Origin of the sequence: Thiohalorhabdus sp. Cl-TMA (genome assembly GCF_041821045.1) — a bacterium.
In the GTDB taxonomy this organism is placed as follows: Bacteria; Pseudomonadota; Gammaproteobacteria; order Thiohalorhabdales; family Thiohalorhabdaceae; genus Thiohalorhabdus; species Thiohalorhabdus methylotropha.
This window is the reverse complement of record NZ_JBGUAW010000005.1, coordinates 304778-330240: the sequence shown is the minus strand read 5'-3', so window position 1 is coordinate 330240 and position 25463 is coordinate 304778. Positions and strand designations below refer to the sequence as shown.

General features: G+C 64.8%; 22 protein-coding genes and 3 pseudogenes. 19 read left to right on the top strand and 6 right to left on the bottom strand.

Going from position 1 to position 25463, the window contains the following annotated elements:
- The first annotated feature begins 34 nt into the window (after window positions 1-34).
- Entirely contained in the window at window positions 35-454 is a 420-nt protein-coding gene (locus ACERLL_RS09255) for an integrase core domain-containing protein (protein WP_373655798.1), read from the top strand.
- Here ACERLL_RS09255 and ACERLL_RS09250 read toward each other — a convergent pair.
- Both ACERLL_RS09250 and ACERLL_RS09245 read right to left on the bottom strand, forming a co-directional pair.
- A pseudogene (locus tag ACERLL_RS09250) lies at window positions 449-592 on the bottom strand (type II toxin-antitoxin system HicB family antitoxin); the annotation flags it as partial. The gene ACERLL_RS09255 and the pseudogene ACERLL_RS09250 sit on opposite strands and share 6 nt — an antisense overlap.
- Window positions 593-595: 3 nt before the next feature.
- A pseudogene (locus tag ACERLL_RS09245) lies at window positions 596-700 on the bottom strand (type II toxin-antitoxin system HicA family toxin); the annotation flags it as partial.
- Between the two features lie 405 nt (window positions 701-1105).
- Here ACERLL_RS09245 and ACERLL_RS09240 point away from each other — a divergent pair.
- The 4 genes from ACERLL_RS09240 to ACERLL_RS09225 are packed head-to-tail and all read left to right on the top strand — an operon-like array spanning window position 1106 to window position 7907.
- Window positions 1106-2455, top strand: coding sequence for a Wadjet anti-phage system protein JetA family protein (locus ACERLL_RS09240; protein WP_373655788.1), 1350 nt, complete (start codon window positions 1106-1108; stop codon window positions 2453-2455).
- A complete protein-coding gene (locus ACERLL_RS09235) occupies window positions 2455-3177 on the top strand; it encodes a DUF4194 domain-containing protein (protein WP_373655787.1) in 723 nt (240 codons plus the stop codon). The genes ACERLL_RS09240 and ACERLL_RS09235 overlap by 1 nt, the downstream gene beginning before the upstream one ends.
- Window positions 3161-6748: an SbcC/MukB-like Walker B domain-containing protein gene (locus tag ACERLL_RS09230; RefSeq protein ID WP_373655786.1), complete on the top strand. Its 3588-nt coding sequence runs from the start codon at window positions 3161-3163 to the stop codon at window positions 6746-6748. The genes ACERLL_RS09235 and ACERLL_RS09230 overlap by 17 nt, the downstream gene beginning before the upstream one ends.
- A complete protein-coding gene (locus ACERLL_RS09225; RefSeq protein ID WP_373655785.1) occupies window positions 6696-7907 on the top strand; it encodes a Wadjet anti-phage system protein JetD domain-containing protein in 1212 nt (403 codons plus the stop codon). The genes ACERLL_RS09230 and ACERLL_RS09225 overlap by 53 nt, the downstream gene beginning before the upstream one ends.
- A 9-nt stretch (window positions 7908-7916) precedes the next feature.
- Here the strand turns inward: ACERLL_RS09225 and ACERLL_RS09220 are convergent, their stop codons facing one another.
- Together ACERLL_RS09220 and parS are read right to left on the bottom strand one after the other, a co-directional pair.
- Entirely contained in the window at window positions 7917-8378 is a 462-nt protein-coding gene (locus ACERLL_RS09220) for an RES family NAD+ phosphorylase (RefSeq protein ID WP_373655784.1), read from the bottom strand.
- Between the two features lie 3 nt (window positions 8379-8381).
- Window positions 8382-8816: a type II RES/Xre toxin-antitoxin system antitoxin gene (gene parS / locus ACERLL_RS09215; RefSeq protein ID WP_373655783.1), complete on the bottom strand. Its 435-nt coding sequence runs from the start codon at window positions 8814-8816 to the stop codon at window positions 8382-8384.
- Window positions 8817-9315: 499 nt separating this feature from the next.
- Here parS and ACERLL_RS09210 point away from each other — a divergent pair.
- The 6 genes and pseudogenes from ACERLL_RS09210 to ACERLL_RS09185 form a co-directional block, all read left to right on the top strand.
- Window positions 9316-9663, top strand: a pseudogene (locus ACERLL_RS09210) (integrase core domain-containing protein); the annotation flags it as partial.
- A 635-nt stretch (window positions 9664-10298) separates the two neighbouring features.
- Window positions 10299-10601, top strand: a complete 303-nt coding sequence (locus ACERLL_RS09205) for a DUF485 domain-containing protein (RefSeq protein WP_373655782.1) — start codon at window positions 10299-10301, stop codon at window positions 10599-10601.
- Window positions 10602-12263: a cation acetate symporter gene (locus tag ACERLL_RS09200; protein WP_373655781.1), complete on the top strand. Its 1662-nt coding sequence runs from the start codon at window positions 10602-10604 to the stop codon at window positions 12261-12263.
- Window positions 12264-12437: 174 nt separating this feature from the next.
- Window positions 12438-14276 (top strand): putative nucleotidyltransferase substrate binding domain-containing protein, encoded by a 1839-nt coding sequence (locus ACERLL_RS09195; RefSeq protein ID WP_373655780.1) that lies wholly within the window; start codon window positions 12438-12440, stop codon window positions 14274-14276.
- Complete coding sequence (locus ACERLL_RS09190; RefSeq protein WP_373655779.1) at window positions 14276-14896, top strand: 3'-5' exonuclease; 621 nt, start codon at window positions 14276-14278, stop codon at window positions 14894-14896. The genes ACERLL_RS09195 and ACERLL_RS09190 overlap by 1 nt, the downstream gene beginning before the upstream one ends.
- 107 nt (window positions 14897-15003) lie before the next feature.
- Entirely contained in the window at window positions 15004-16179 is a 1176-nt protein-coding gene (locus ACERLL_RS09185) for a DcaP family trimeric outer membrane transporter (RefSeq protein ID WP_373655778.1), read from the top strand.
- A 42-nt stretch (window positions 16180-16221) separates the two neighbouring features.
- On the opposite strand, the gene ACERLL_RS09180 is transcribed toward ACERLL_RS09185, so the two are convergent.
- The gene (locus ACERLL_RS09180; RefSeq protein ID WP_373655777.1) at window positions 16222-16746 is read right to left on the bottom strand and encodes a lipocalin family protein; all 525 of its coding nucleotides are present in this window, start codon (window positions 16744-16746) and stop codon (window positions 16222-16224) included.
- A 127-nt stretch (window positions 16747-16873) separates the two neighbouring features.
- On the bottom strand, window positions 16874-17689 hold the full coding sequence (locus tag ACERLL_RS09175; RefSeq protein ID WP_373655776.1) for a hypothetical protein: 816 nt from the start codon (window positions 17687-17689) through the stop codon (window positions 16874-16876).
- A gap of 152 nt (window positions 17690-17841) precedes the next feature.
- On the opposite strand from ACERLL_RS09175, the gene ACERLL_RS09170 reads away from it, so the two are divergent.
- From ACERLL_RS09170 to ACERLL_RS09135, 8 genes are read left to right on the top strand one after another with little or no spacing between them, the layout of a single operon-like run.
- Window positions 17842-18753, top strand: a complete 912-nt coding sequence (locus ACERLL_RS09170) for a helix-turn-helix domain-containing protein (protein WP_373655775.1) — start codon at window positions 17842-17844, stop codon at window positions 18751-18753.
- Window positions 18750-19715, top strand: a complete 966-nt coding sequence (locus tag ACERLL_RS09165) for an acyl-CoA desaturase (RefSeq protein ID WP_373655774.1) — start codon at window positions 18750-18752, stop codon at window positions 19713-19715. The genes ACERLL_RS09170 and ACERLL_RS09165 overlap by 4 nt, the downstream gene beginning before the upstream one ends.
- Window positions 19712-20977, top strand: coding sequence for an NAD(P)/FAD-dependent oxidoreductase (locus ACERLL_RS09160; protein ID WP_373655773.1), 1266 nt, complete (start codon window positions 19712-19714; stop codon window positions 20975-20977). Before ACERLL_RS09165 ends, ACERLL_RS09160 begins: the two co-directional genes overlap by 4 nt.
- The gene (locus tag ACERLL_RS09155) at window positions 20974-21747 is read left to right on the top strand and encodes a DUF1365 domain-containing protein (RefSeq protein ID WP_373655772.1); all 774 of its coding nucleotides are present in this window, start codon (window positions 20974-20976) and stop codon (window positions 21745-21747) included. Before ACERLL_RS09160 ends, ACERLL_RS09155 begins: the two co-directional genes overlap by 4 nt.
- On the top strand, window positions 21744-23045 hold the full coding sequence (locus ACERLL_RS09150; RefSeq protein WP_373655771.1) for a class I SAM-dependent methyltransferase: 1302 nt from the start codon (window positions 21744-21746) through the stop codon (window positions 23043-23045). The genes ACERLL_RS09155 and ACERLL_RS09150 overlap by 4 nt, the downstream gene beginning before the upstream one ends.
- Window positions 23042-23611 (top strand): DUF2878 domain-containing protein, encoded by a 570-nt coding sequence (locus ACERLL_RS09145; RefSeq protein WP_373655770.1) that lies wholly within the window; start codon window positions 23042-23044, stop codon window positions 23609-23611. Before ACERLL_RS09150 ends, ACERLL_RS09145 begins: the two co-directional genes overlap by 4 nt.
- On the top strand, window positions 23608-24408 hold the full coding sequence (locus ACERLL_RS09140) for a DUF1295 domain-containing protein (protein WP_373655769.1): 801 nt from the start codon (window positions 23608-23610) through the stop codon (window positions 24406-24408). Before ACERLL_RS09145 ends, ACERLL_RS09140 begins: the two co-directional genes overlap by 4 nt.
- Window positions 24408-25460: an SAM-dependent methyltransferase gene (locus tag ACERLL_RS09135; protein ID WP_373655768.1), complete on the top strand. Its 1053-nt coding sequence runs from the start codon at window positions 24408-24410 to the stop codon at window positions 25458-25460. The genes ACERLL_RS09140 and ACERLL_RS09135 overlap by 1 nt, the downstream gene beginning before the upstream one ends.
- Window positions 25461-25463: the final 3 nt, after the last annotated feature.

Here is a 25463-nt window from a genome sequence, read left to right as displayed (position 1 = left end):
GGACGACCGCAAAGCGGCGACGGCACGCTCCTTCGTGAGCAATCTGGTCCGGCGGGCGCCGTTCCGGCTTACCCACCTGCTGACGGACAACGAGGCGGCCTTCACGGACCGGCTGAATCGCCCGCAGGGGCAGCCCTCCGGGAAGCACCCCGTGGACCAGCTGTGCGCCGACCAGGGCATCGCGCACCGGCTCATCCCGCCGCGCCAGCCGCAAACCAACGGCCTGGTGGAACGCTTCAACGGCCGCATCAGCGAAGTCCTGGCCTCGGTCCACCTCCGCAACCGCGAGGAGTTGGAGGCGACCCTGGAGCGCTACCGGCGGCTGTACAACGGCCAGATTCCCCAGAAGAACCTGGGCGCCAGGACTCCGGTCGAGGTCCTCAAGGCCTACTACGAGTCAAACCCCGACCGCTTTCGGAGGAAGCCACATAATCCCCCGAGTCCCGACATCTAGATGCCCTTCAATGGCCTCCTTCGCGTTGTCCAAAGCTTCCTCAAAGGTAGTTCCCGCAGAGAAGTACCCGGGCAGGTCGGGCACCGTCACACCGAAATCGCTTTCGGCTTCCTTATGGATCACAACTGGGAAGCGCATGCTCTATTCCTCGGTCCAATCCCAACCGGCTTGCCGAAAAATGTTCCGCAGCGTGCCAGTTGGAAGATCCTTCTTGGGGTACGGTACGGTTATCTCCCCCGGCTTTTCAGGGTGCTTGAACTAATGGTGACTTCCCTTTACATGGTGTAGTTGCCACCCGTCTTCCCTTAGCCGTTTGATGACGTCCGCGCTTTTCATACGGGGATTACACACACCGTACACACCAGACCCCAAATGGTCCCCAGAGGTTTCCGGACCCATAAACCCTGCCTGAGCAAGGCAATAAGTGCGCCTGGCAAAGGCAGGCACATACCACCCTGCTAATAATTCGGGGAGGCTGATGAATTCTTTCTCCAAGGAAGTCAAAAGGGGTGTTGAAAATTATTATTCCTGGCCATTATTTGATGAAATTTTGTAACAACACTTCAGCAAGAGTCCCGCATGCTTTTTAATAATCTCCCAGACCAGCTTTTCAGTCCCCTTGCCGGCCCCGATCGGTGGATTTATGCCGATGTGCTGCAAGGACTGTATGCGGATCTTCTGGAGAACTCCGACTTCACCACCTATCCGCCTCGGGAAGAAGTGAAGCATGTCATCGAAAAGCACTTGCGCCGCCATCAGGTTGAACTGCTCCGGGAAGCCGAGGATGAAACGGAATCCCCGGATACACCGGATGGGAAGGCGGGCTATGTCTATCGACGGCTGAAAGACTCCGGCTGGCTCTCTGAGGTGAGCCAGGGCTATCAGGTCTCGGTAACCATCCCTCCGGATGTGGGAGTGGTCTTGGAGACTCTGGTAGGAGTGGCCTCGCCGAAGCCCATGTATTACGGCGGCAAGATCCAGAACATCCTGACGGTGGTGCACTCGGTTTATGCCGACCCCGGCGGCAATGGCCAAGGCCCTGCCCTGCACCATGCGGTGGAAGATGCGCAGGGGTTCAAGGCGCATCTGACGCGGATGGTGTATGGCCTTTCCGAGCAGTTCAAACGGTTCCAGGAAGAGGCGGACCCCAAGGTCTTGCTCGCCAACTTTTTCGGGGAGTTCATCGAGAATTTCCTGATTGCCGACTACAAGGACCTGAAGACGGAGAACAATCCCTTCCGCTATCGGCACCGCATCGTCGAGGCGGTGCGGGAGATCCGCTACGACACCGGGAAGTGGGCCACGCTTTGCCAGTCCTACCTGGATCAGATGCACCTGGGGAGTATTGAGGAGGCCGAGCACAAGCTACGCAAGGACCTCGATACGCTGGCCATCTCCCTGGAACGAGTGGACGAGGAGATCGAGCACCTGGAGCGGGTCCGGTCCCGGTTCGAGCGGCGGGCAGCGGACGTCATTCGCTACATGGACCGGGCCGAGGCCGGCGGTGCGGGCAAGGTGCTGGAATGGGCGCATACCTTCGTTGTGGCAACCACCGACTGGGATGAGCATGAGGAGGTGGATCTGGGCATCCCGCTGATTGGGGAGGCACCCTTCGGCGACCGGCAGTTGCATGAACCCAGTGAGCCCCGCACGCCCAACGAGCCCGACCCCATCGTCACGCCGGAACCTGATCCGATCGAAGAGGAGTTCCAACGGCAGATGAAAGCCTTCACCGACCGCCGTACGGTCGGGCCGCGCAAGTTGCGCACCTTCCTCGACGAGCAGGTCCCCGCTACCGGCTACATCGAGGGCGAAGAATTGCGGCGGGATTCCGTGGAGGACCTCATGGCCTTTGAGGCAGTCCCCCTCCTGGCCGGATCGGCCCCGTTCAGCCCGGAGGTGGCGCGCCAGTTCGAGGTGGAGGTGGATGGACAGCGAATGGTGAATTACGGGCCGGTGGTGGCCCCGCATTTCCGGGTCCGACGGCGAAGGGAGGTGTGATGTTAAAGGACCTGATGCAGGCGGTGAATAGCGGTTCGGACCTGGAGGCGGAGGATTTTCGCAGGGCAGCGCAGGCGTTGCTCTCGCGGCAATTTCTATTTCTCGCCAACAAGAATGACCGCCAGCCCTACCGGTTGATCAAGGAGCATATGACCTATTTTGGCAACCTGGTCGATGCCTTGGGTTGGACGCTGGTCGAGGATTCCGACTTCCAGTACGTGGGTGTGGTGACGGGCGACACCGCCGCGCCGTTCCGAAAATCCTTGAAGCGGGAGGAGACCCTGCTTCTTCTGGGCGCACGTTTCCTATTCGAGCGGGGGCTGGAGAACATGGAGGCCCAGGAGGGCGGCGTGGTCTGGGTGGACGCGCAGGAATTGGCAACCTTCCTCCAGGACAAGCTGGGGCTCTCCCTGCCTCCGGCAGGACGTTTCAAGGAAACCTTGAAGCTGTTCAGACGCCACGGGCTGGTGCGGATCCACAAGGATGGCACCAGTGAGGAGGTGGACCGCATCCGGCTGGAATTGCTGCCCTCCCTGCGCCGGGTCACCGGGGGACCAGAGTGGCGCCAGCGGTTGGAGAAATTCGCAGAGGTCCCTGGAGAAGAACCTGCTGGGGCGGAGGGACTGGAGGGGGAGCCCCAGCCAGGGGATGAGGCGGAATCGGTGGATGCCTCCGCAGAAGAACCCGAATTGAAAGGCGAGCCGCATGCAGACGCTGACTAGCATCCTGCTGATTAACTGGTACCGATTCGACGTCCAGGAGTTTGAGCTTCGAGGGCATACCGCCATTGTGGGTCCGAACGGGGCTGGCAAGTCCTCGATTCTGGATGCCATCCAGACGGTGCTGCTGGGCTACAACAAGCACCACGTGCAGTTCAACGCCGGGGCCGATAACGAGGGCGGGCGCAGCCGGCGGGATCACCAGCGTAGCTTGCGCGCCTATTGCCTGGGGGAGATCCGGGATCCGGACAATCCGGATAAGCTGCAGGCCACCTCGCAGCCCCGGAAAGAGGCCTATACCTATCTGGTCCTCGTATATGAGGACCAAAACGGCAAGCCTACCACCGTCGGCATGCACATCCATGCCTCGCAGAGTTCCTCGGATGCCCCTATCCGGGCCCGGTTCGTGGTGCCTGGGTACCGGGCGACCCGGGACGACTTTCTGGAGGAGGTGAACGGTAGCCTGCGCCCCCTGCCCTGGGAGCGAGTGCAGCCGCACCTCCAGGCACAGAATTACCACTTCGTAAACGAGAAGGACCATCCGGTCCGATTCGTGCGGCAGACCTCCCGGTATCTGAACAATCGCCCGGAGGAGCGCTACGACCCCGAGTGGTTCGCCCGGAACTTCAAAAGCGCCCTCGCCTTCGAGCCCATCCGGGATGTGAGCCAGTTCGTGCGCCGCTACCTCCTGGAGCCCAATCCGGTGGATATCCAGGAACTGCAGGAGTCCCTGGGGCGTTACTGGGAGATCTATCAGAAGATGCAGGGAGTGAAAGACCGCATCGAGTCCCTGGAGGGGATCGCGAAGACCTACCGGGAGGCACGGGACTACGAGCAGCGCGCGGCGAATTACCGGATCGCCGGGGTGGAGGCCTACATCCGGAACCTGGAAAATCAACTCGCCCCGCTTGAGGAAGCCCTTGGCAATGTCGAAGACCAGTTGGAGGCATTGAGGAAAGAGGAAGGTCGCCTGGAGGAGCAGCAGGGGCAGATTGGCAAGGAGATTGAGGGTCTGCGCCATCAGATGGCGCAGACCGAGGCAGCCTCCGAGCGGGAGCGTCTAGAGGCATTGCAATCCCGGGAGCAAGACCGAATCAACGGGATTACCGGGTGGTTGCATGAGTTCCACAAGAGCCTCCTTCCGGTGAACCGCTTGGTCCGCCAGGAGCCGATCCTTCCCAGGGCGCTGCTTTCCGGATTGCATCAGACTCAGGAAATCCTCCCCGCTGAAGGGCTGCTGCAGGACGCCTGGCCCGAGGATCCGGAAATTGTGATCGCGCGTCTGGAAGCGTTGACCGAGGCCATGGCCCAGGGGCGGGAGGAGATCGGCGAGGCCAATGATACGACCATCGCTCGGCGTCGGGCTCTGGAGGAGGAAGGCGAGGACCTGAAGCGGCGGATCAAGCGGTTGGAGGAAGGGAAATCCGACCTGGACCCCGCCACCATCCGCATGATGGACCGGTTGGAAGCGGAAGGCATTTCCGCCGAGCCCCTGTGCGATCTGGTCGATGTCACCGATGAGGACTGGCGCAACGCCATCGAGACCTTCCTCGGCGGTGCCCGGGAGATCCTGGTGGTGCCCCCCGAACAGGCCGAGGCGGCGGTGGAGGTGTATCGGAATTCGGACATCTATGGAGTGCGCGTCGCCAATACCCACCTACTGCAGGGGAAGGCGAACAAGGACGTACGCGGGTCCCTGGCTGAAGTTGTGGAAGCGGAGGACCCCAATGCCTGGGCGGTGATCGTGAGCCGGCTGGGTCATGTCATGCGCGTGAGCACCTCTCAGGAATTGCGGGACCATTGGACGGCAATGACCGTTGACGGAATGATGTCGATCAACGGCGAGTTCACGCGCCGGAGGCCGGTACCTCATAAATTGGGCGCGTCGCGCGACCACCAACTCCAGGACTTGCGCACGGATTTCCAGCAAAAGGCCGAGGCTGTCGAAAAGGCGCGCAGGGAAGAAGATGTCTATACGGCGGTGCTGGATGATCTGCGTATTTTGCAGGATGCGATTGATCGCCGGACGGAGTTGCGCGAGCGGGTCAAGGAATGGCGGGAAGCGCAGGCGGAGATTGATCGCCTGGAAGAGCAGAAAAAGCTCCTGGACACCGGGGAATATGATCGCCTCGCCAAGATGGTCGAGGAACGTGAGACCAAGCGGTCGGAAATTCAGAGCCTGTTAAGCCAAAACCGTAGCCACCAAGGTGAATACAACACTAGCCGGGGAGAGTATAAGGGGCAGATTCGGGACTTAGAAGCCCGCATTAAGCAGGAGCGAGGGAACCTGGAAAACTTCTTTCAGCACCCTCTGGTAGATCGCAACACCTCCTTGGAAGTGCTTGAAAAACTCGAAGGCGAGTGTTCGTCCGAGGACGGCAAGGTGGATTACGAACAGGCGCAGAATACCGCCGAGCGGCGAAGCAAGGAAAACCAGGGCAAAGCGCGGGGGAATCGCGAGCGCGGCACCGGTTGGTTGGGCGCATTTGAAGCGTTGAAGGAGCATATCGCTCGATTCAGTGGTGAAGATGACTCCTACTATCGCGAGCGCCTGGATTTCGTGGTCCTGGCAGATCCGGAAAACACGAATTTCCTGGAGACCGCCGAGGGTGCACAGGGGCTGCTCAAACAGGATGCGGAGTACCTGCGTAGCACTGAGATGGCGAAGTATACGAAGAAGGCCGAGGAGGCGCTGCAGACCGCGCAGGCCACCTTCCAGCACGACTTCATCGGTAAGATCCAGGACAACCTGGAGAAAATGAAGGGCCGGCTACGCGAACTGAACCGGACCCTGGAAGACCGCCCCTTTCATGGCCGGTATTACACCTTCCGTTCTCAAAAGAGCAACGACCCCGATTGTCGGGCGGTCCTCAAGCTCGTGGACAGTTGGACGCCGGAAATGGCGGACATGTCCAAGACCTCCCTCTTTGATCCGGCCCAGGTGGGTGATGCGCAGACGCAGGAGGCCCTGCAGCGGGTCCGGGAGATCCTGGAGGGCACCGATGGGGACCAGTCGGAGTTGCTGAAGAAGATCCAGGACTACCGGCAGTATTACCAGTTCGACATCGATATCGAGGATCCGGACGGGACCCGGGAGCCGCTGAGCCGGCGCCTCGGGGCTGGCTCCGGTGGGGAGCACCAGGTGCCCTTCTATGTCGCCATTGGCTCCGCCCTCGCCTCCGCCTATCAAATCCACGAGACACCGGATGGTTGGGATGCTGGGTTGCGGTTGGCTGTGTTCGACGAGGCCTTCAACAAGCTTGATCCGATGAATGCGATGAACGCCATGAGCTTTTTCGATGGAATTGGCCTGCAGGTGATCCTGGCGGCGCCCATGGGCACGGAGAACTACCTGGAGGGCGATCTGGATACGGTGATCTATGTGCGCAAGGATTCCCGGGATGTGGTCTCCATCGACCATCAGCACATGACCGAGGACGGGCAGAACCTGCTGCGGGGGGACGTCCCGATCACGCCTACCGAGATCCGGCGACGGCAGCAATCAGCGCAAGGAGGTGCGGGTGAACACGGAAGTGGCGGTGAGTCTGCTCACCAAACTCTTACGGAAGGCTGACCGGCAAACCGACCCCTCCCGCACCACGACCCTTTCCCTCCGGAGCCAGGAAGGTCAAGAGTACGTCCAACACGGGGATGTGGATGCGCGGGATGCCATCCACGGCCAATTGAAAAATGCCCAGGCCGAGGGGGCGGTGGAACTGGTCTGGGGGCGTGGCTCTGCCGAAAACAAGCTAGTCTCCATCCGGCTGGTGGACGGGGACCGACTGGCGGATTACCTGGGCCAGCCGCGCGGGGGCGAGTTGGGCCACGCCATACGCGAGGCGACGGAGCCCGAACTGGCGGAGGCACCGGACTGGGTGCGGGAGGTCTTCGAGGCCCAATTCCCCCGCTGGGCGCGTCACGAAAATGCCCTGGGGCTGGCTCCGGACGATCCGGGGCGCATCGCCCAAGTGTTCCGGGTGGTGGCGCTGCTGGCCCAGGGGGCGCATCAAGGCCTGGACCAGCGCTCCTTCGGGGCGCTCCTGCTCGGCGACTCCAAGTTCCTGGAGCGCAGCGGGGTGCGTGGGGCCGTTGGGCGTATATGGAAGGCCGCTCATGAAACGGACTTGTCGACGGAGGAGCTTTTCGAGGAACTGGGGCTAAAGAAGTTCCCTCCTTCCCTGTACCTCCGGGGCGCCCTGGAGGTGGAATATTCCGGGGTGCCCTGGGACCTTGGGCGACTTGTGCCGTATGTCGGCATGGATCCCTCCCATGTCAGTCGGGTCTTGGCCTCTGGGGCGGTATCCTATGTGCTCACTATCGAGAACCTGGCGACCTTTCATCGTTATGTGCGGGAGGTCGATGATTCCGGAGTGGTGCTCTATACCGCCGGCTTCCCGGGACCTGAGTTTCGGGCCGTTTATGGAATGCTTGACAAGACATTGGAGCCGCCAACCCCCTTTTATCACTGGGGAGACCGGGATGTGGGCGGACTACGAATCCTCCGGCGGTTGGAGCAGGTGTTGCGAGGACATTCCCTGCAACCGCATCTGATGGAAAGCGGTGGTACCGAGGGCGAGCCATTCCTGTGCCAGGAATGGAAGGCATTGCAAGGGCTTGCGGGGGCCGAAGAACCGGCAACGGCCTCCCTGGCGTACGAATGGCTACGAGATGGCGTTAGCAAGCGGGAGCAGGAGGTACAGGCTCCGGCATCTCCGCTTCATATGGCAGGGTAGCCAAACAACCTACCCCTGCCAGATTCGACTGTCGAAGCCGACTTCTTCAGCGGGGCCCACCACGACCTGACCAAAGTCCTGGTGGTTTGGATTGATAATAAGGTTGGTTTCTTGGGGAACGATTACCGAGGGCACTTGCAGGGCAAGGGTTTCTCCTCTGCGTAACCAGCGCTCTCCCAGACTCTGCGTATTTTCAGGAGCCGGCTCTTGCCGCCAGTGTTTCGGGAGTTCCGAAGCCGGGAGGGTAAGGATGGCCTCATCAGGTACTTGGACCGGATAGGCCAGAAAGATTAGGTCCCGAGATTCCGCAGCCAAGTGGACCAGCACCTCCAGCATGGCCAGCGCCAAACTGTCCGCGCAATAAACTGCAGCCCAGCCTGGGGGGTTCCACCGCCTACCCGCGATTCGGCTACCCTCCCCGGTGAATGCGGCTTCCTTCCATTTCGGATGGGTCAGACGCCACACCCGCATAAATCAGGCGATGCCACCGTCAAGCACCCGAATAAGCAGCCTTTCCACCTCCTGTGCACCTTCGGATGTATCCATGACGTCAATGGGCCGCCGCTCCCCCAAGCCGGGCTGGGGACGGTGCAGCCAGGAGTGGATCTTATTGGAATCCCCATCGAACAAATCCCGAGCCAAAACCAGCACCCGAGCCACCCGATAAGCCCGGTCGCTGACCACTAGGTCCATGTCCTCCTCGGAGCGCAGCCGCCTACGAAGCGTGCTTTCGCTCTCTCCTAGCAGGCTGGCCAGCTCTTTTTTGGAGAACCTCCCGAGCTCCATCAATTGCTGGGCTCGAGTCCAACGCAGCCCCTGGTGAAGGCGCTCCACTACCGCCAAGCTGGTTCGCACCTGGGCCGGGCCCGCTCCGAGTAATTCCATGGCGGATTCGCGGATAGATTCCATGCTCCCCTCCAGGGGTTTTCAGATGACACATCAATCCTATCATTTGACCGCGTAGCCCAGGAAAGGTCCTCGTAAAAAGGAAACGTATTTTTCTACTATTTCCAGTCTGGGAACTTCTCCTGACTCAGTGGGGTACGCGAAATTCCAACTTTATTGGCCCCCACCTAGGTCTTATAAGTGTAATTATCGGCGCGCAGATTCTGGGGCCCAGCTATTGCACGGCAGATGGAAAGGGAGGGCCCCAGGGAGGTTTAAAGGACCAACTGCACCGGTAGCCCCGATAGCCGGTCCCTGGAGACAGCCACCAGCCACTTATCGGAGTTTTTTGGCCCCACTGGATTGACGGGACGACCATGCGATGCCGAGGCGTGTGCGTACCACAAACAGGACCACGGACCCCACCAACATGGTCAGCAGGGCCAAGGCCATGTCCCACCCTCCCGAAATGGGGGCCTCCAAGCCCAACTGCTTCTCTATCCAGATGGTGCCGATAACCGGAGCCCTGGAGATGGCCCTGGGCCGGCGCCGGCCGGAAGCGGGGCTTATCCACCACTCGGACCGCGGAAGCCAGTACGCGGCCAACGAATTCCAGCAAATGCTGACGGACAAGGGCCTTCGTCAGTCCATGAGCCGCAAGGGAGACTGTTGGGATAATGCGGTCATGGAGCGCTTTTTCGGCACCCTGAAAAGCGAATGGACGGATGCCCGGCAGTATGCGACGCGGGAAGAAGCCCGCCGGGATGTGATCCATTTCATCGAGATGGGGTACAACAGCCAGCGACCTCACACCACCCTGGGCTTCCAGAGCCCGCGGGAGCGGGAATGGGAGTTGGCGGATGTTTCTTAAACCGGTGTCCGCTGTAGCTTGACCAGAACAAGCCGCTTCGTCGGGCTTTCGAGGTCGCCCAGGACCATCACCCCAGCCGCCGCTGATGGTTTCGACCACGGCCTGGTTGTTCATGCCGATTTCCTCTACCGCCTTCGATGAGCGAGCGGAATGGCCTTCGGGCCCTCGCTTGGCCCTTGTGCTATTATCGGGCATTTCATGTACCAATCTCGAAAACAGCAATCCAACAAAGAAAACTGCATAGTTTCATATATACGAAAAAACCGAACTACATAACCAATTTATTAATTTTCCCTGCGCCGTTCATATAACGCCTATTTACTAGGCAGTCCATAAACCGGATAAACCGTCTACATTGTGGAAGATAATCACCAATCCAAGTTTCCCCTCTATAGCACACGACCCCTTCCCTGTCCCGGGCACGACGGGGAACCGGATCGAGCACCCGGCGGAACGGGTGGGAGACGGTAGGGATTTTCCGGAAGGAACCCCTGGCGCCCATGCCCCCAGCCGTCGTATGGTTACCCCGCTTTGCGTAAGCCGTCCCGTCTGTCCGGCCGGGTGGACAGGCCCGTCGGGGATGGCCCGTTCGTACCAACGCTATCAACCACCAGCAATCAGGGAGGCGGGACTCCGTGAACGAAGAAACCCTCCAGGCCGTCAAGGCCAACCCCAAGTTCCAGGAGCTGGTCCGCAAGCGCTCCAGCCTGAGCTGGCTGCTTTCGGCGGTGATGCTCGTGGCGTACTACGGCTTCATCATGGTGCTGGCCTTCAATCCGGAGTTCTTCCGGACCCACATCACCGAGTACACCACCATCGGGTTTCCCATCGGGATCGCCATCATCCTGCTGGCGTTCGTGCTCACTGGTATCTACGTGCGGCGCTCCAACCGGGAGTTCGACCGCCTGACCGAAGAGATCCGCAAGGAGGTCGAGTAAGTGGCCCGCATCCTGACCTACGGTTTCGGCCTCACCGCCCTGCTTGCCGGGACGGCGGCCTTCGCCGCCGGCGGCGGCCTGGATACGAGCGCCCGGCAAGGCATCAACATCCCGGCGGTGACCATGTTCCTGATCTTCGTGGTGGGCACCCTGGGCATCACCTACTGGGCCGCTAACCGCACCCGCACCGCCAAGGACTTCTACACCGCCGGCGGCGGCATCACCGGCCTGCAGAATGGCCTGGCCATCGCCGGGGACTACATGTCCGCCGCCTCCTTCCTGGGAATCACCGCGGCGGTCTACGCGCAAGGCTATGACGGCCTCATCTACGCCATCGGCTTTTTGGTGGGCTGGCCGGTGATCCTGTTCCTCATGTCCGAACGGCTGCGCAACCTGGGCAAGTACACCTTCGCCGACGTAGCCTCCTATCGCTTCCGGCAGACCCCCATGCGGGCCCTGGCGGCCTTCGGCTCCATCTCCGTGGTGATCCTTTACCTCATCGCCCAGATGGTGGGCGCCGGGTCGCTCATCGAGGCCCTGTTCGGGCTCCAGTACGAGATGGCGGTAATCCTGGTGGGCCTGCTGATGGTGGCCTACGTCACCTTCGGCGGCATGCTGGCCACCACCTGGGTCCAGGTCACCAAGGCCGTGCTGCTGCTGTCCGGGACCGCCTTCATGGCGGTGGCGGTGATGTACAAGGCGGGCTTCAGCTTCGACCGGCTGTTCGCCATGGCGGTGGAGAAGCACCCCGACGGCATCGAGATGATGTACTCCGGCGGCCTGGTATCCGACCCGATCAGCGCCATCTCGCTGGGCATAGCACTGATGTTCGGCACCGCCGGCCTGCCGCACATCCTGATGCGCTTCTTCACCGTCCCCGATGCCAAGGAAGCCCGTAAGTCGGTCTTCTACGCCACCGGTTTCATCGGTTTCTTCTACATCCTGGCCTTCATCATCGGCGTGGGCGCGGTGGCCTTCGTCATGGGCCGGGAGATGTACTTCGGGCCCGGCGGCGCCATGGTCGGCGGCAGCAATATGCCCGCCATCCACCTGGCCCATGCCGTGGGCGGCGACCTGTTTCTCGGCTTCATCTCCGCGGTGGCCTTCGCCACCATCCTCGCGGTGGTATCCGGCCTGACCCTGGCCGGCGCCTCGGCCATCTCCCACGACATCTACGCCAACGTGGTGAACAAGGGCGCCAGCGAGGACAGGGAAATGCGCGTTTCCCGCGTCGCCACCGTGGTCCTGGGCGGCTTCGCGATCCTGTTCGGGATCGCCTTCCAGAACCAGAACATCGCCTTCGTGGTCGCCCTCGCCTTCACCATCGCCGCCTCCGCCAACTTCCCGGTGCTGATCATGTCCATGTACTGGAAGGACATGACCACCCGGGGCGCGGTGCTCGGCGGCTGGCTGGGGCTAATCTCCGCCGTGGTGATGGTGTTCTTCGGCCCCGTGGTCTGGAGCGAGATCCTGGGCATGGGCGCCCCGCTGGTTCCCTACAAGTTCCCGGCCCTTTTCACCGTGGCCATCGCCTTCGGCGGAATCTGGCTCTTCTCCATCACGGACAAGAGCGCCGCGAGCCGCCGCGAGCGGGCGGATTTCGATGCCCAGTTCGTGCGGTCGCAGACCGGCATCGGCGCGGAGGGCGCCTCCGCCCACTGACCGCGCTTGCATCGCGCAGTGCAGGGGCCGCCTCCGGGCGGTCCCTTTTGTTTTTTCGGTGTTTTATCCGGCGCCCTTCCGGGGGCTCGAGCGCGGCGCATGGATTGTGGCCACCCCGGAAATCCCGCATGCTTTCCCTACCCCGTGTGTTCCCCAATCGGAGCGGAAATCCGTATGGAGCCCATCCAGCGCTTTCTCGCCGCCATCCCGCCCTTCGACCGTCTCCCGGAAGCCGCCCTGATCGAGACCGCGTCCGCGCTGGACGTTATCTATGCAGAGACGGGCCAGCGCCTGGCCGTCCCGGGGGATACACCGGAGCTGGTCTGGCTGCCCATGAAGGGGCAGGTGGAGGAAATCCGGGACGAGGAGGCGATCCGCGTATTCGGTCCGGAGGAGCCCTTCGGCGCGCTGGGACTGCTGCGGGGCAGCTACCGCTCCACCTTCCGCGTGGCCGAGGAACTGGTGGCCTATACCCTGCCGGCAGAGCGCTTCCATGCCCTGTGCCGGGAGCATCCCGCCTTCCAGGCCCATTTCCACGACGACCTCGCCACCAAGCTGGAAAGCCTCATGGCCCGGGAGCGTCAACAGGACCTGTCGGCGGTGATGCTGGCCCGCATCGATCAGGCCTACCTCCACCCGCCGGTTTGGGTGGATCCGGAGGCCACGGCCCAGGAGGCGGCACAGAGCATGGAGGCGGAGGGCAGCGCCGGAGCGTTGGTGGGAAGACCGGCGGACGGCGCGGAGCCGGGACTGGTGACCGTCTCCAGTCTCTACCGTGCCGTGGTGGCGCGGGGACTGCCGGCCACCACGCCCGTCGGCGAGCTGGCCCGCCACGGGCTGGTGGCCCTGCCCCGTGACGCGAGCCTATTCGACGCCATGCTGGCCATGACCCGGCACGGCATCAGCCGTGTCGCCGTGCGCGAGGAAGCGCCCGATGGCACCATCTGCGGCTTCCTGGAGCAGAGCTCGCTCATGAGCTATTACGCCAACCATTCGCACCTGGTGGTTACCGAAATCCGGCGGGCCGCCTCTGTGGCGGACCTGGCCCGGGCCAGCACGCGCCTGCTGGACATGGTGGCCTCCCTTTCGGCGCGGGGGGTGCGGACCCGGCACATCCAGCGCCTGGTCAGCGCCCTGGATCGCCAGCTCTTCGCCCGGCTCTTCGAGCTGGTGGTCCCCGAGGCCCTGGCCGGAGACTGCTGCCTGGTGCTGCTGGGCAGCGAGGGGCGAGGGGAACAGATCCTGAAAACGGACCAGGACAACCTCCTCTTGCTGCGCCCCGGCACGGACCGGGCCGCCGCGGAACGCGCCGCCGACGCGCTCGGCGCGGGAATGGAGCGCATGGGCTATCCCCCCTGTCCGGGCGGCTACATGACCACCAATCCCCGTTGGCGGCTCACCCCTGCCGAGCTGGCGGAGCGCATCGGCGAGGCCGGTCGTCACCCGGAAGGTCCGGCCCTCATGGACCTGGCGGTGCTTTTGGACGGTACACCGGCGGCCGGGGATCCGGAGCTCTGGGAGCAGGTACGGAGCGGGGCCCTGGCGCGCCTGGACAACCATCCCAGCCTGCTCTCCACCTTCGCCCGCCCCGCCCTGGACTTCCAGACGCCCCTCGGCCCTTTCTCCCACCTGCGCACCGGGGCCGGTGCCACCGGGGACGCCCTGGACGTCAAGAAGGGGGGCATCTTCCCCGTCGTTCACGGTGCCCGGAGCCTGGCCCTGGAGGCCCGCCGGGAGGTCACGGGCACGCTGGAGCGTCTGCGCGGCGCCGTCGCCGATGGCATCCTAAACGAGGAAACAGTCCGGGAGCTGACCGAGGCCCTGGACTTCCTCACCGGCCTGCGCCTGCGGGCCATGCTGGCCGAGCGCAAGGCCGGTCGACCCCCCGAGGGCCTGATCCGGCCGGCGGAGCTGAGCCGGCTGGAGCGCGATCTCCTGAAAGACGCCTTTCAGGCCGTGAAGGGCTTCAAACGGCTCCTGGCTCACCACTTCCACCTCAACCTGGTGACATGATGCGCGCCGCCCTGCGTCGGAAGCTGGGACGGGTGCGGCTCCGCGATCCGGAGCTGGCCCATCTATTCGAGCCACCCCCGGATGACCGGATCATCTGCCTGGATACCGAGGCAACGGGCCTCGACCCCCGACGGGACCAGCTCCTGGCCGTCGCCGCTTTGCCCGTGGAGGGGGACCGGATTCGAACCAGCGAAGCCCTGCACCTCACCGTCCGGCCCAACGGGCCAGTGGACGGGGAGAGCGTTAAGATCCACGGACTGCGGGACCGCGACCTGGCGCGGGGAATGGCCCCGGAAACCGCGGTGGATCGCCTGCTTCAATTCATCGGCTCACGGCCCCTGCTGGGCTATTACCTGGAATTCGACTGCGCCCTGATCGGGCGCCTGGCCCGGCCCCGACTGGGCGGCCCCCTCCCCAACCGGCGCATCGAAGTCTCGGGCCTGTATCACGACGCCAAGCAGGCGGTCATTCCCCGGGGCTTTGTGGATCTGCGCTTCGAGGCCATCCGCCGTGACCTGGGGATCCCGGACCTGGGCCGCCACGATGCCTTCGCCGACGTCCTCACCACCGCCCTAATGTACGTGAAGCTCGGTCACCGGCCCCGGGTGCGCCGGGTTTGAGGCCGTAGGGACTCCGGTGTCCACCGGAAATCCCGAGAAAAATGCACGGTTGAACCGCGCCCCCGGGGCTGTACCCTACGGGGTATTTTTATACCCCGAGGGACATTATGGACATTCGCTTTCCCGTTCTGGGTCTGGCCGCCCTCCTGCCGCTCACCGCCCAGGCCGCCGCCACCGAAGTGCACGTGTCCGGATTCATCAAGCTCGACGCCCTGGCCACCCAATACAGCGCCGGCGCCCCGGATAATCCCCTGATGGAGGAATTCCTGGTTCCGAGCCTCATCCCCACGGGCGACGACAACCGGCAGGCCCGATTCAGCACGCACGCCCGGGAAAGCCGGGTCCGGTTCACCACCGAAACGGACCTTCACGGCCACACCTTGCGCTCCCATCTGGAGATGGACTTCCAGGTAACGGATGTGCCGGGAAGCGACGAGCGCATCAGCAACTCCAATGCCCCCCGGCTCCGCCATGCTTTTTTCACTTTCGACCATTTCCTGTTCGGACAGACGTGGTCCACCTTCTACAACGTCTCCAGCCTGCCCGAGCTCAACGATTTCGTCGGCCCGGTGGGCAGCCTGTTCAACCGCCAGCCGCAGGTCCGCTATAGCGTGGACGCCGGCTACGGGACCTGGCATTTCGCCGTGGAGAACTCGGAGACCAGCCTGAACGACAATGCCGCCAGGGTCGGCGGAGCCGATGCGGACAACGAACGGATCACCGCCAACGCCGGCAATGCGCCCGACCTCGCCCTCCGCTACGAGCTCCGGACCGCTGGCGGCTCCAACCTCAGCCTGGCCTTCCTGGGACGGCAGCTCGCCTACGAAAAGGCTGACGGCGACCTGGAAACCGCCTTCGGCGGCGGCGTCAGCCTGGCCGGACGGATCAAGGCGGGCACCGCCGACGATTTCCGCTTCATGGTGAATTACGGGCATCTGGGCCGCTATCTGGGCCTGAACGCCTTCGCCGGCGGCTTCATCGAGGACGCGGACGGTTCGATCACGCCCATCCCGGTGCGGGGCGCCCTGGCCGCCTACCGCCATTTCTGGGCCGAGGGGCTGCGATCCACCGTTTCCGCCTCCCTGGCGGAGGCCGACGTGAAGCAGGGCGAGGTGGGCGGGGCGGAGGCCGAGCGCTACACCAGCGCCCACGTGAACCTCATGTACTCGCCGGTCGATCCGGCAACCTTCGGCATCGAGTACAGCCGGGCAAGGCGCACCAACCTCGACGATTCGGACGGCACCATGGACCGGATCCAGATCTCGGCCAAGTACGCCTTCTAGACCGGGCGGATGACGCCCGGACGCCATCGGGGGCGGCGGGCGTCATTCCCACTGTTGCGGCACCTTGCGCAGCTTCGTGGTGTCGTAACCTTCCTCCCGGAGGAAGTCCACGAGGTGCTGGTACTCCGCATCGGGAATTTGCGGACTGCGCGCCATTATCCAAGCGTAATCCCGCTTCTGGCGCCCGATGATGGTGCGGGAATACTCCTCGTCAAGATAGATTACCCGGTAGTCCATCTTTATGGGCCAGAAGAATTCCATGCCCCATACGGCGTTGCCCGTCCCCTCGCGCACGTAGCCGGTGGGCCGGTAGGTCTTGCGCTCCCCGTCGAACCCGCCTTCCCGGAAGGTGAAGGTGGTCTGTACCGTGTCCGAGCCTTCGAGCTCGTAGGATTCCACGGCGTTGTAGGCGTTCTCCTCGATGGAGGTGGGAATCGAGGCGATCACGTACCAGTCGCCCATGAAACGGTCCAGGTTCACCCGATCCACGGTATGGATGGGCGGCCGCTGCTGTGCGGCGCAAGCCATCAGACCGAACAGGGCGGCACATACGAAAACGACCAGCATCACCTTTCCGCCCCCGGCCCGTAGGGATTGCCTCCGGGGCCGACGCAGCATCCGGTCGCCGGGACGTCTGCCCCTGTATTTGGTTTTCTGCATTGCGTCTCTCCTCCTGGGCGAGGGAAGGCCGGGCTTACCGGACCCGGCCGGGGCCCTCGGACCCTTGTGGGTCATCCTCGTCTTCCAGCGCCTCCAGACGCTTGAGAGGCGTCACCCCCTCCGGCGGAAAGTCCACCTGCACCTGGAAATTGTTCCCCGAGGCATCGCGCAGGTTGGAAAGCCCCCTGTAGCGCAGCAGCCGCCCGTCCTCGCGGTGATAGAACACCTCCATGCCCCCGGCTAGCCAACGGAAGAAGAAATTGGCCGGCTCCAGGCGTACGCGGATCGCCGGCTGACCGAAGACCTCGGCCTCGCCCGCCGGCTCCGCCTGGAAGGCATAGGCTTCCAGGCGGCTGGGCACCAGGAAATCGAAGGTCAGCCCTTCGCCCGAGCGGAGGGCCTCCAGGCGCCGCTCAATTAAGCGGTCGAATCCCGCGTCCGCCACGAGCCCTTCGGCATCCATGGCGGCGCGCCGAACCCCCTCGCCTCCCACGGGCTCGTAGAAGACCTCGCGTCCTCCGTCCAGGCTGCGCATCCCCTCCTGATAACCGATGTCCTCCATGATCAGTCGGAAATCCGGAGCCATGGGACGCTCCCCGTAATCGATGGTCTTGACGGCCATGACCCGGCCGCCGGGCTCGCGGTAGGTCACCTGTTCCGTGGCCGGCTCCCCGCCTTCCAGGCGTGTTCTGTGCAGCTCCCTGTACAAAAGCTCCCCGCTATCCAGGCTGTAGGCGTATCCCTCGCGCTCCCGGACCTCACCGGCCGCCGGCTGTCCGGGCACGGCCAGCAGTACGCCCATGGCCAGGACCACCCAGCCGAGGCTGTTCACGATACCGATCAGGGTCATAGCTTCCTCCCGCTCCCGAACCCATAATTCGTCCAAAACGTTTGACCATGGACGTGGCGGTTTTCGCCCTTGGAATGTAAATTAAATTTTTATTGGACGTTTCCGAGTTTATATGGGATACCTTTGCGCCAAAAACGGTCAAAACGATCAACATGAAAGAAAACCTTTCCCCCAAAGAAGTGGCCGAAGCCATCGACGTCAGCGAGTCCTCCGTGAAACGCTGGGTGGACGGTGGTCGTTTGGAAGCCTTCCGGACCGCGGGCGGGCACAGACGCATCCTCCAGGAGGAGGCCCTGCGATTCGCCCGCTCGGAGGGATTCCGACTGGTGCGCCCGGACCTCCTCGGCCTCCCCGAAGCCCCCGTGGAGGACGCCGGCGCTGAGGAACCGGAGGAATCCTTCCACCGGGCCTTGATGAGCGGCCGAGAAGCCGAGGCTTCCGGCCTGCTGGTGGGACGGTATATGGACGGGCAACCCCTGCCCCATATTCTGGACACCCTGATTTCCCCTTCCCTGCGCCGCATCGGCGAGCTATGGCGGGAAACGGAAGAGGGGATCTTCATCGAGCACCGCGCAGCGGACATCTGCGAGCGGGCCCTGGACCAATTCCGGGAGCTGGCCCCGCCCCTGCCCGATGACGCCCCGGTGGCGGTAGGCGGCTCTTCCGCCCGGGACGCCCATTCCCTGCCCTCCCGCATGGCGGCCACGGTGCTGCACGAGCAAGGCTGGCGAGTGGTCAACCTAGGCGCCTTCACCCCGCCTTCCACGCTGCGCCACGCCGTCTCGGAAAACGGCGCCCGACTCGCCTGGGTAGCCGTGACGCTGCTGGAGCCGGGCAATCAGATCCGTCGTCTGGTGGCCGACTACCACGCCGCGCTGCAGGAGGAATCCACCCCCGTCAGTCTGGCCGTGGGCGGTCCCTTCTTCCGGGGTGCGGACATCAGCGGCCTCAGCGGGGCGCAGCTCGTGACCTCTATGGGCGAGCTGGCCGCCTTCGCCCAGGGACTCCATGCCCGCAATGACCCCGACGGGCCGGGACCGGCCCATGAGGAATCCACAGGATGAACAGGTCTTCCCCTTCCCATTCGACCACCTCCTCCTGGTGGCGGCTCCTTATCAGCGACCTGCCGGAGGAGGCCCCCTCGCCCCGGGCCGACCGCCTGGTGGAGATCAGCCGCTGGGGGGTTTTCCTCGGACTCCACGCCGCCTGCCTGGCGGTCTTCTGGGTGGGGATATCACCCTTTGCGGTGGCCCTGGCGGTAGCCCTCTACCTGGGCCGCATGTTCTTCATCACGGCCTTCTACCACCGGTACTTTTCCCACAAGGCGTTCCGTGCCTCCCGCTGGTTCCAGCTGGCCATGGCGGTGACCGGCTGTACCGCCGGGCAGCGCGGCCCCCTCTGGTGGGCGGGCCACCACCGCTTCCACCACGCCCATTCCGACACGTCCGAGGATCGCCATTCCCCCGCGGGCCGTGGCATGTTCATCGCCCACATGGGCTGGTTCATGCGGCCCGAGAGCTACGCCACGCCCTGGAAATACGTGCGCGATTGGGCCGCCTACCCGGAGCTGCGCTGGGTGAACCGCTTCGACATGGTGCCGTTCCTGCTCCTGGGTGCCGGCCTTTACGGACTGGGCGCCTGGCTGGAGACCGCGGCGCCGGCGCTCGGCACCGACGGGCCCCAGCTGTTCGTCTGGGGCTTCCTGATCTCCACGGTGGTGCTCTACCACGCCACCTACACCATCAACTCCCTGGCCCACAGCTGGGGACGCCGTCCTTACGCAACCGGCGATGACAGCCGAAACAACGGGATCCTCGCCCTGCTGACCCTCGGCGAGGGCTGGCACAACAATCACCATTTCTACCCCGGCTCGGCGCGGCAGGGGTTCCTGTGGTGGGAGGTCGACCCCACCTACTACGCCCTGCGCGCCCTGGAACGGCTGGCGCTGATATGGGACCTGCGGCCGGTGCCCGCCTCCGTGCTCGCCGCCCGGCCGGCCGGCGGAAGAAAGGGGGGCGCTCCATGAACGCCGCCCCCCTCCGCATCGCCGTCGTCGGCAGCGGTATCTCCGGGCTGGTGGCCGCTCATAGGCTCGGCCCCCACCACGCGGTTTCCCTGTTCGAAGCCGATTCCCGCCCCGGCGGACATACCCATACCGTGACGGTGTCGGACGAGGACGGCATACACGGCGTGGATACAGGCTTCATCGTTTTCAACCCGGTGAACTATCCGCGTTTCTGCGCTCTTCTGAGCGAGCTCGGGATCCCCGCCCGGGACAGCGATATGAGCTTCTCGGTGCACTGCGAGGCCACCGGCATCGAATGGTGCGGCTCCGGCTCCCTGAACCGGATCTTCGGGCAGCGCCGCAATCTCCTGCGTCCCGCCTTCTACCGCATGCTTGCGGATATCCGGCGCTTCGGACGGGAAGCCCGCACCGTGCTCTCCAATCCGACGGATGGACGCACGGTGGCGGAGCTGCTGGCGGACGGCGGCTACGGCCCCGATTTCGTGCGGCATTACCTGCTTCCCCTCGGGGCCGCCCTCTGGTCCTGTCCGGAAGGGCGATTCGCCGAATTCCCCATCCGCTTCGTGGCCGAGTTCTTGGATAACCATGCCATGCTCGATCCGCTCGGGGGGCGCCCGGTGTGGCGAACCATTCCCGGCGGCTCCCACCGCTACGTCTCGGCCATCCTTCACCGGTTTCCCGGAGCCCTGCGCCTCGCCACGCCCGTGCGAAGGGTCGAGCGGGACGAGCAGGGTGTCACGGTGTGCACCGATACCGGCGGCCGGGAGCGCTTCGACGAGGTGATCCTCGCCTGCCATGCAGACCAAGCGCTGCGCCTGCTGGATCGGCCCACGGCCGTGGAGGCGGAGCTGCTGGGCGCCTTCCCCTACACCGTAAACGACGCGGTTCTGCACACGGACACCTCGGTGCTGCCCCGACGGCGCCGCACCTGGGCGGCCTGGAACGTGCACCGCCGGACCGTCCGGGACGAGGAGGTGGCCATCACCTACAACATGAATATCCTGCAGCGCCTGCCTTCCCGGTCGGTCTACTGCGTGACCCTCAACGACGTGGACGGCATCGACCCGGGGCGGGTCATCCGGCGCATGTCCTACGCCCATCCCCGCTTCACCGCGAACCGCCGGCATGCCCAGGACCGCCACGGCGAGGTGATCCGGCGCCACCGCACCTCCTACTGCGGCGCCTATTGGGGCTACGGCTTCCACGAGGACGGTGTGCGCAGCGCGGAGGCCGTGGCGGACGCCTTCGGGGTGGCGTCATGAGCGTCCACAGCGCCATCTACGCCGGCACGGTGGTGCATCGCCGGTACCGGCCGGTTTACCACGCCTTCCGCTACCGCCTCTTCCTTCTCTACCTGGACCTGGCGGAGCTGGACACGGTGTTCCGGCATCGGTGGCTATGGTCGGTGGAACGACCCAACCTGGCCTCCTTCCGGCGGGCCGACCACCTGGGGCCGTCGGAGCAGCCCCTGGACGCTTCCGTGCGGGACCTGGTGGAGGTGCGGACCGGGAGGCGCCCCGCCGGTGCCATCCGCCTGCTCACCCACCTGCGCTATTTCGGCTACTGCATGAACCCGGTGAGCTTCTATTACTGCTGGGACCCCGCCGATGCGCACCTGGAGACCATCGTCGCCGAGGTAAGCAACACCCCGTGGGGAGAGCGGCACTGCTACGTCCTGGATGCCGCCGGGCAGAAGGATACCGGTCGGCGACACCACTTCCGCTTCCCCAAGGACTTCCATGTCTCGCCGTTCATGGGCATGGAGGACACCTACGACTGGCGCTTCACGGAACCGGGCACCCGGCTGGCCGTGGTCATGCGCAACGAGGGCGGCGAAGGCTGCCATTTCGAGGCCGCCATGGGCCTGAGACGCCGTCCCCTGGACGGCTCTAACCTGGCGCGAGTGCTGGCGCGACACCCCTTCATGACGGGCCGCGTGGTCGCGGGCATCTACGCCCAGGCATTCCGGCTCTGGCGCAAGGGCGCCCATTTCCACCCCCACCCCAAGTGGGCACGCTCCGAGGGCAAATGACGACCATGGGCATGGATTCCACCCTCTCCATTGAACGTCCCGCAGCCACCCCGCCGCGGCGCATCAACCGCCTCGCCCGCCAGGTGCTGTTCGGCCGGCTAAACAGCCTCGTCGAGGGGCGCATTGAGATCCGGGACGGGGACGGTACGGCGGTTTTCGGGGCCGCCGGAAATGCCGGCCCCCTTGGCTGCAGCATTACGGTTAACCGGCCCCGTTTCTACCGGCGCCTGCTGACCGGGGGAACCCTGGCCGCGGCGGCGGCCTACCTGGACGGCGACTGGGATTGCGACGACCTGACGGCGCTGTTTCGGTGCACTTTGCGGGGGCTGGGAAGGACGGACCTGGATCGCGGAAGCATCCCCACCACCACCGCAGCGCGAATGGGCCACTGGCTGCGGCGCAACACCCTCCGGGGCAGCCGCCGCAACATCCGCGACCATTACGACCTGGGCAACGACCTGTTTGCCCTATTCCTCGACGAGGGCATGACCTACTCCGCCGGAATCTTCGAGCATCCCGGAGCCACCCTGGAGGAGGCCCAACGGGCCAAGCTGGATCGGCTCTGCCGCAAGCTGGAGCTGGGCCCCCGGGACCACGTGCTGGAGATCGGCAGCGGCTGGGGCAGCTTTGCCCTCCATGCCGCCGGCACCTACGACTGCCGGGTCACCACAACCACCCTGTCGCCCGCGCAATACGAAGTAGCCGTGCGCCGGGTCCGGGAAGCCGGACTGAGCGACCGGGTTACGGTGGTGCAGGAGGATTACCGGGCGCTGTCCGGGACCTACGACAAGCTGGTGGCCATCGAGATGATCGAGGCGGTGGGCGCCGACCACCTGGGCATCTTCTTCAGCCGCTGCGCCGACCTGCTGAAGCCCGACGGCCGCATGGCCATACAGGTGATTACCACCGGCGAGCAGTACTACGAGGCGTACCGGCGCTCCGTGGACTTCATCCAGCGCTACGTCTTCCCCGGCAGCCATTGCCCCTCCCTCGGGGCGCTGATCGCCGCCAGCGGCAAATCCACGGACCTGCGGGTGGTCCACCTGGAGGACCTTACCGCCCATTACGCCCGCACCCTACAGGAGTGGCGGGCCCGTTTCCTGGCCCAGCTGACCCGGGTGCGGGAGCTGGGGTATCCCGAGCGGTTCATCAGGCTCTGGGACTTCTATCTGCAGTATTGCGAGGCTGGCTTCGCCGAACGGCACATTGGCGACCTGCAGATCCTCCTCGCCAAGTCGGAGCACCGGCGGGGGGCCCCGTTGCCGGACCTACCCATACCCGAGGAGCCGGGATCATGACCCGCCCCGAAAGCTGGAAGATGCTCGTGAACGCCGCGGCCTTGAATGTGGGCTGGTTCGCCTGCGTGCTGGGGGATGCCTGGGGGAGGCCGCTGGCCGGCCCCCTGGTGGTTGCCGCGCTCCTCGCCCTGCACTTCGCCATGGTACCCCGGCGGGACCGGGAGGCGGCGCTTCTGCTCGGCGCCGCGCTGGTCGGCTTCGCGCTCGACTCGGCCCTGGTGCTGGCCGGGGCCATCGGCTTCGATGCCGGGAGCGGGCCTCTGGCGCCCACCAAGCTGTGGATGGTGGCCCTGTGGATGAATTTCGCCACGGGGCTGAACCTGGCCCTGTATTGGCTGGCCGGGCGCCCGGCGCTGGCCGCGGCCCTCGGCGCGGTGGGCGGCCCCATGGCCTACTACGGCGGCGTCCAGCTTGGCGCGCTCGCCCTTCCCGGCGGCGCATTATGGGGACTGGGACTCGTCGCCCTGGGGTGGACGGTGGCCATGCCCCTCCTTCTGACCCTTAACGCCGCCCTGGGCAGACTCCGGCCGGGTCCCGGGGCGGTGCACCTGGAGGAGCCGCGATGAGCGCGTGGCATGTCCTGGGCTATGGCTGGGCGGTCATGGCGGCCCTGATGCTCGCCCTCTGGCTCGTGCAGTGGCGGACGCGGAACGCGGGAATCGTCGACGTGGCCTGGGCCGCCGGAGTGGGCCTGCTCGGGGTGCTCTTCGCCCTATCGAGCACCGGCGGCGACCCCGCGCGGCGTATGCTCATCGGCCTCATGGCCGGCCTCTGGGGCTTGCGTCTGGCCGGGCACTTGGCCAGGCGGGTGCGAGGCGAAGCGGAGGACGGCCGCTATCGGGCCCTGCGGGCGTCCTGGGGCAGCCGCACGCAGCCCTACATGTTCCTGTTCTTCCAGGTTCAGGCCCTGTGGGCGGTGATGTTCGCCATCCCCATCCTGGTGGCCGCCCGCAATCCCGTCCCCGGGCCCACCTGGCTGGACTGGCTGGGCCTGGCCATATGGGGCCTGGCCATCGGCGGGGAAATGCTGGCGGACCATCAGCTGCGCCGCTTCCGCGCGAAACCCGGGAACCGCGGCCGGGTGTGCCAGGAGGGCCTGTGGCACTACAGCAGGCACCCCAATTACTTCTTCGAGTGGCTCCACTGGTGGGCCTACGTGTGCCTGGGGCTGCCGGGCCCCTACGGCTGGATCACCCTGCTGGGTCCTGCCGTCATGCTGGTCTTCCTCCTCAAGGTGACTGGGATTCCACCCACCGAGGCACGGGCCCTGGAAAGCCGGGGAGAGGCCTACCGGCGCTATCAGCAAACCACGAATGCCTTTTTCCCGGGCCCGCCCAGGAAAACCTCCGGAGGTAACCCCTAATGGCCACCGCCCCGCTGTACCGCTCCGCCATCGACTGGATGGAACGGGGCCGCCTGCCCGATTCCATGATTCGGGCAGGCATCCGCCGCCTGCTCCGCCAGCGCCTGGCCCAGGAAACCGCGGGCAGCCCCGAAGAGCGCCTGGACCGAAAACGCGCCTTTCTCCGGGAAATGCGGGCGAGCCCGGTGGCACCCGTGCCCGAGAAAGCCAATGAGCAGCACTACGAGCTTCCGGCGGACTTCTTCGAGCGGGTCCTCGGACACCGCATGAAATACAGCGGCTGCCTGTGGGAGCCGGGAACCAGCGAGCTGGACGAGGCCGAGGATGCGTCCCTCGCCGCCACCTGCGCCCACGCCGATCTGGCCGACGGCCAGGATATCCTGGAGCTTGGGTGCGGGTGGGGCTCCCTTTCCCTCTGGATGGCGGAGCGCTACCCCGCCAGCCGCATCACTGCCGTTTCCAACTCGGCCTCGCAGCGGGCGCACATCCTGGAGCGGGCCCGCCGGGGAGGCCTGGACAATCTCACGGTGATCACCGCCGACATGAATGCCTTCCAGACGGAGGAGCGATTCGACCGGGTGGTTTCCGTGGAGATGTTCGAGCACATGCGCAACTGGGAAGCGCTGCTGGCCCGGATCCATACTTGGCTGCGTCCGGGGGGCCGGTTGTTCCTGCACGTCTTCTGCCACCGGGAGCAGCCCTACACGTTCACCACCGAAGGCGCCACGGATTGGATGGGACTGCACTTTTTCACCGGTGGCATCATGCCGAGTGACGACCTGCTGCTGCATTGCATGGGACCGTTCACCCTGGTGGATCGATGGCGCTGGAACGGCCGCCATTATGGGGCCACCGCCGAGGCCTGGCTGGACCGCCTGGACCGCGCGGAGGACAGCCTTCGCCCGGTGCTGGCCGACACCTATGGGGATGCGGAAGGAGAGCGCTGGCTCCAGCGGTGGCGGGTCTTCTTCATGGCCTGCGCGGAGCTGTTCAGCTACCAGGACGGCGGCGAATGGTGGGTCGGCCACTATCTGCTGGAACGCCCGAACTGACCT

Coding starts and splice junctions, on each gene's coding strand:
- ACERLL_RS09235 (WP_373655787.1), top strand. CDS start 2,455: ATGTTAAAGGACCTGATGCAGGCGGTGAATAGCGGTTCGGACCTGGAG.
- ACERLL_RS09230 (WP_373655786.1), top strand. CDS start 3,161: ATGCAGACGCTGACTAGCATCCTGCTGATTAACTGGTACCGATTCGAC.
- ACERLL_RS09220 (WP_373655784.1), bottom strand. CDS start 8,378: ATGCGGGTGTGGCGTCTGACCCATCCGAAATGGAAGGAAGCCGCATTC.
- parS (WP_373655783.1), bottom strand. CDS start 8,816: ATGGAATCTATCCGCGAATCCGCCATGGAATTACTCGGAGCGGGCCCG.
- ACERLL_RS09195 (WP_373655780.1), top strand. CDS start 12,438: ATGGAGCCCATCCAGCGCTTTCTCGCCGCCATCCCGCCCTTCGACCGT.
- ACERLL_RS09190 (WP_373655779.1), top strand. CDS start 14,276: ATGCGCGCCGCCCTGCGTCGGAAGCTGGGACGGGTGCGGCTCCGCGAT.
- ACERLL_RS09185 (WP_373655778.1), top strand. CDS start 15,004: ATGGACATTCGCTTTCCCGTTCTGGGTCTGGCCGCCCTCCTGCCGCTC.
- ACERLL_RS09180 (WP_373655777.1), bottom strand. CDS start 16,746: ATGCTGGTCGTTTTCGTATGTGCCGCCCTGTTCGGTCTGATGGCTTGC.
- ACERLL_RS09175 (WP_373655776.1), bottom strand. CDS start 17,689: ATGACCCTGATCGGTATCGTGAACAGCCTCGGCTGGGTGGTCCTGGCC.
- ACERLL_RS09170 (WP_373655775.1), top strand. CDS start 17,842: ATGAAAGAAAACCTTTCCCCCAAAGAAGTGGCCGAAGCCATCGACGTC.
- ACERLL_RS09165 (WP_373655774.1), top strand. CDS start 18,750: ATGAACAGGTCTTCCCCTTCCCATTCGACCACCTCCTCCTGGTGGCGG.
- ACERLL_RS09160 (WP_373655773.1), top strand. CDS start 19,712: ATGAACGCCGCCCCCCTCCGCATCGCCGTCGTCGGCAGCGGTATCTCC.
- ACERLL_RS09155 (WP_373655772.1), top strand. CDS start 20,974: ATGAGCGTCCACAGCGCCATCTACGCCGGCACGGTGGTGCATCGCCGG.
- ACERLL_RS09150 (WP_373655771.1), top strand. CDS start 21,744: ATGACGACCATGGGCATGGATTCCACCCTCTCCATTGAACGTCCCGCA.
- ACERLL_RS09145 (WP_373655770.1), top strand. CDS start 23,042: ATGACCCGCCCCGAAAGCTGGAAGATGCTCGTGAACGCCGCGGCCTTG.
- ACERLL_RS09140 (WP_373655769.1), top strand. CDS start 23,608: ATGAGCGCGTGGCATGTCCTGGGCTATGGCTGGGCGGTCATGGCGGCC.
- ACERLL_RS09135 (WP_373655768.1), top strand. CDS start 24,408: ATGGCCACCGCCCCGCTGTACCGCTCCGCCATCGACTGGATGGAACGG.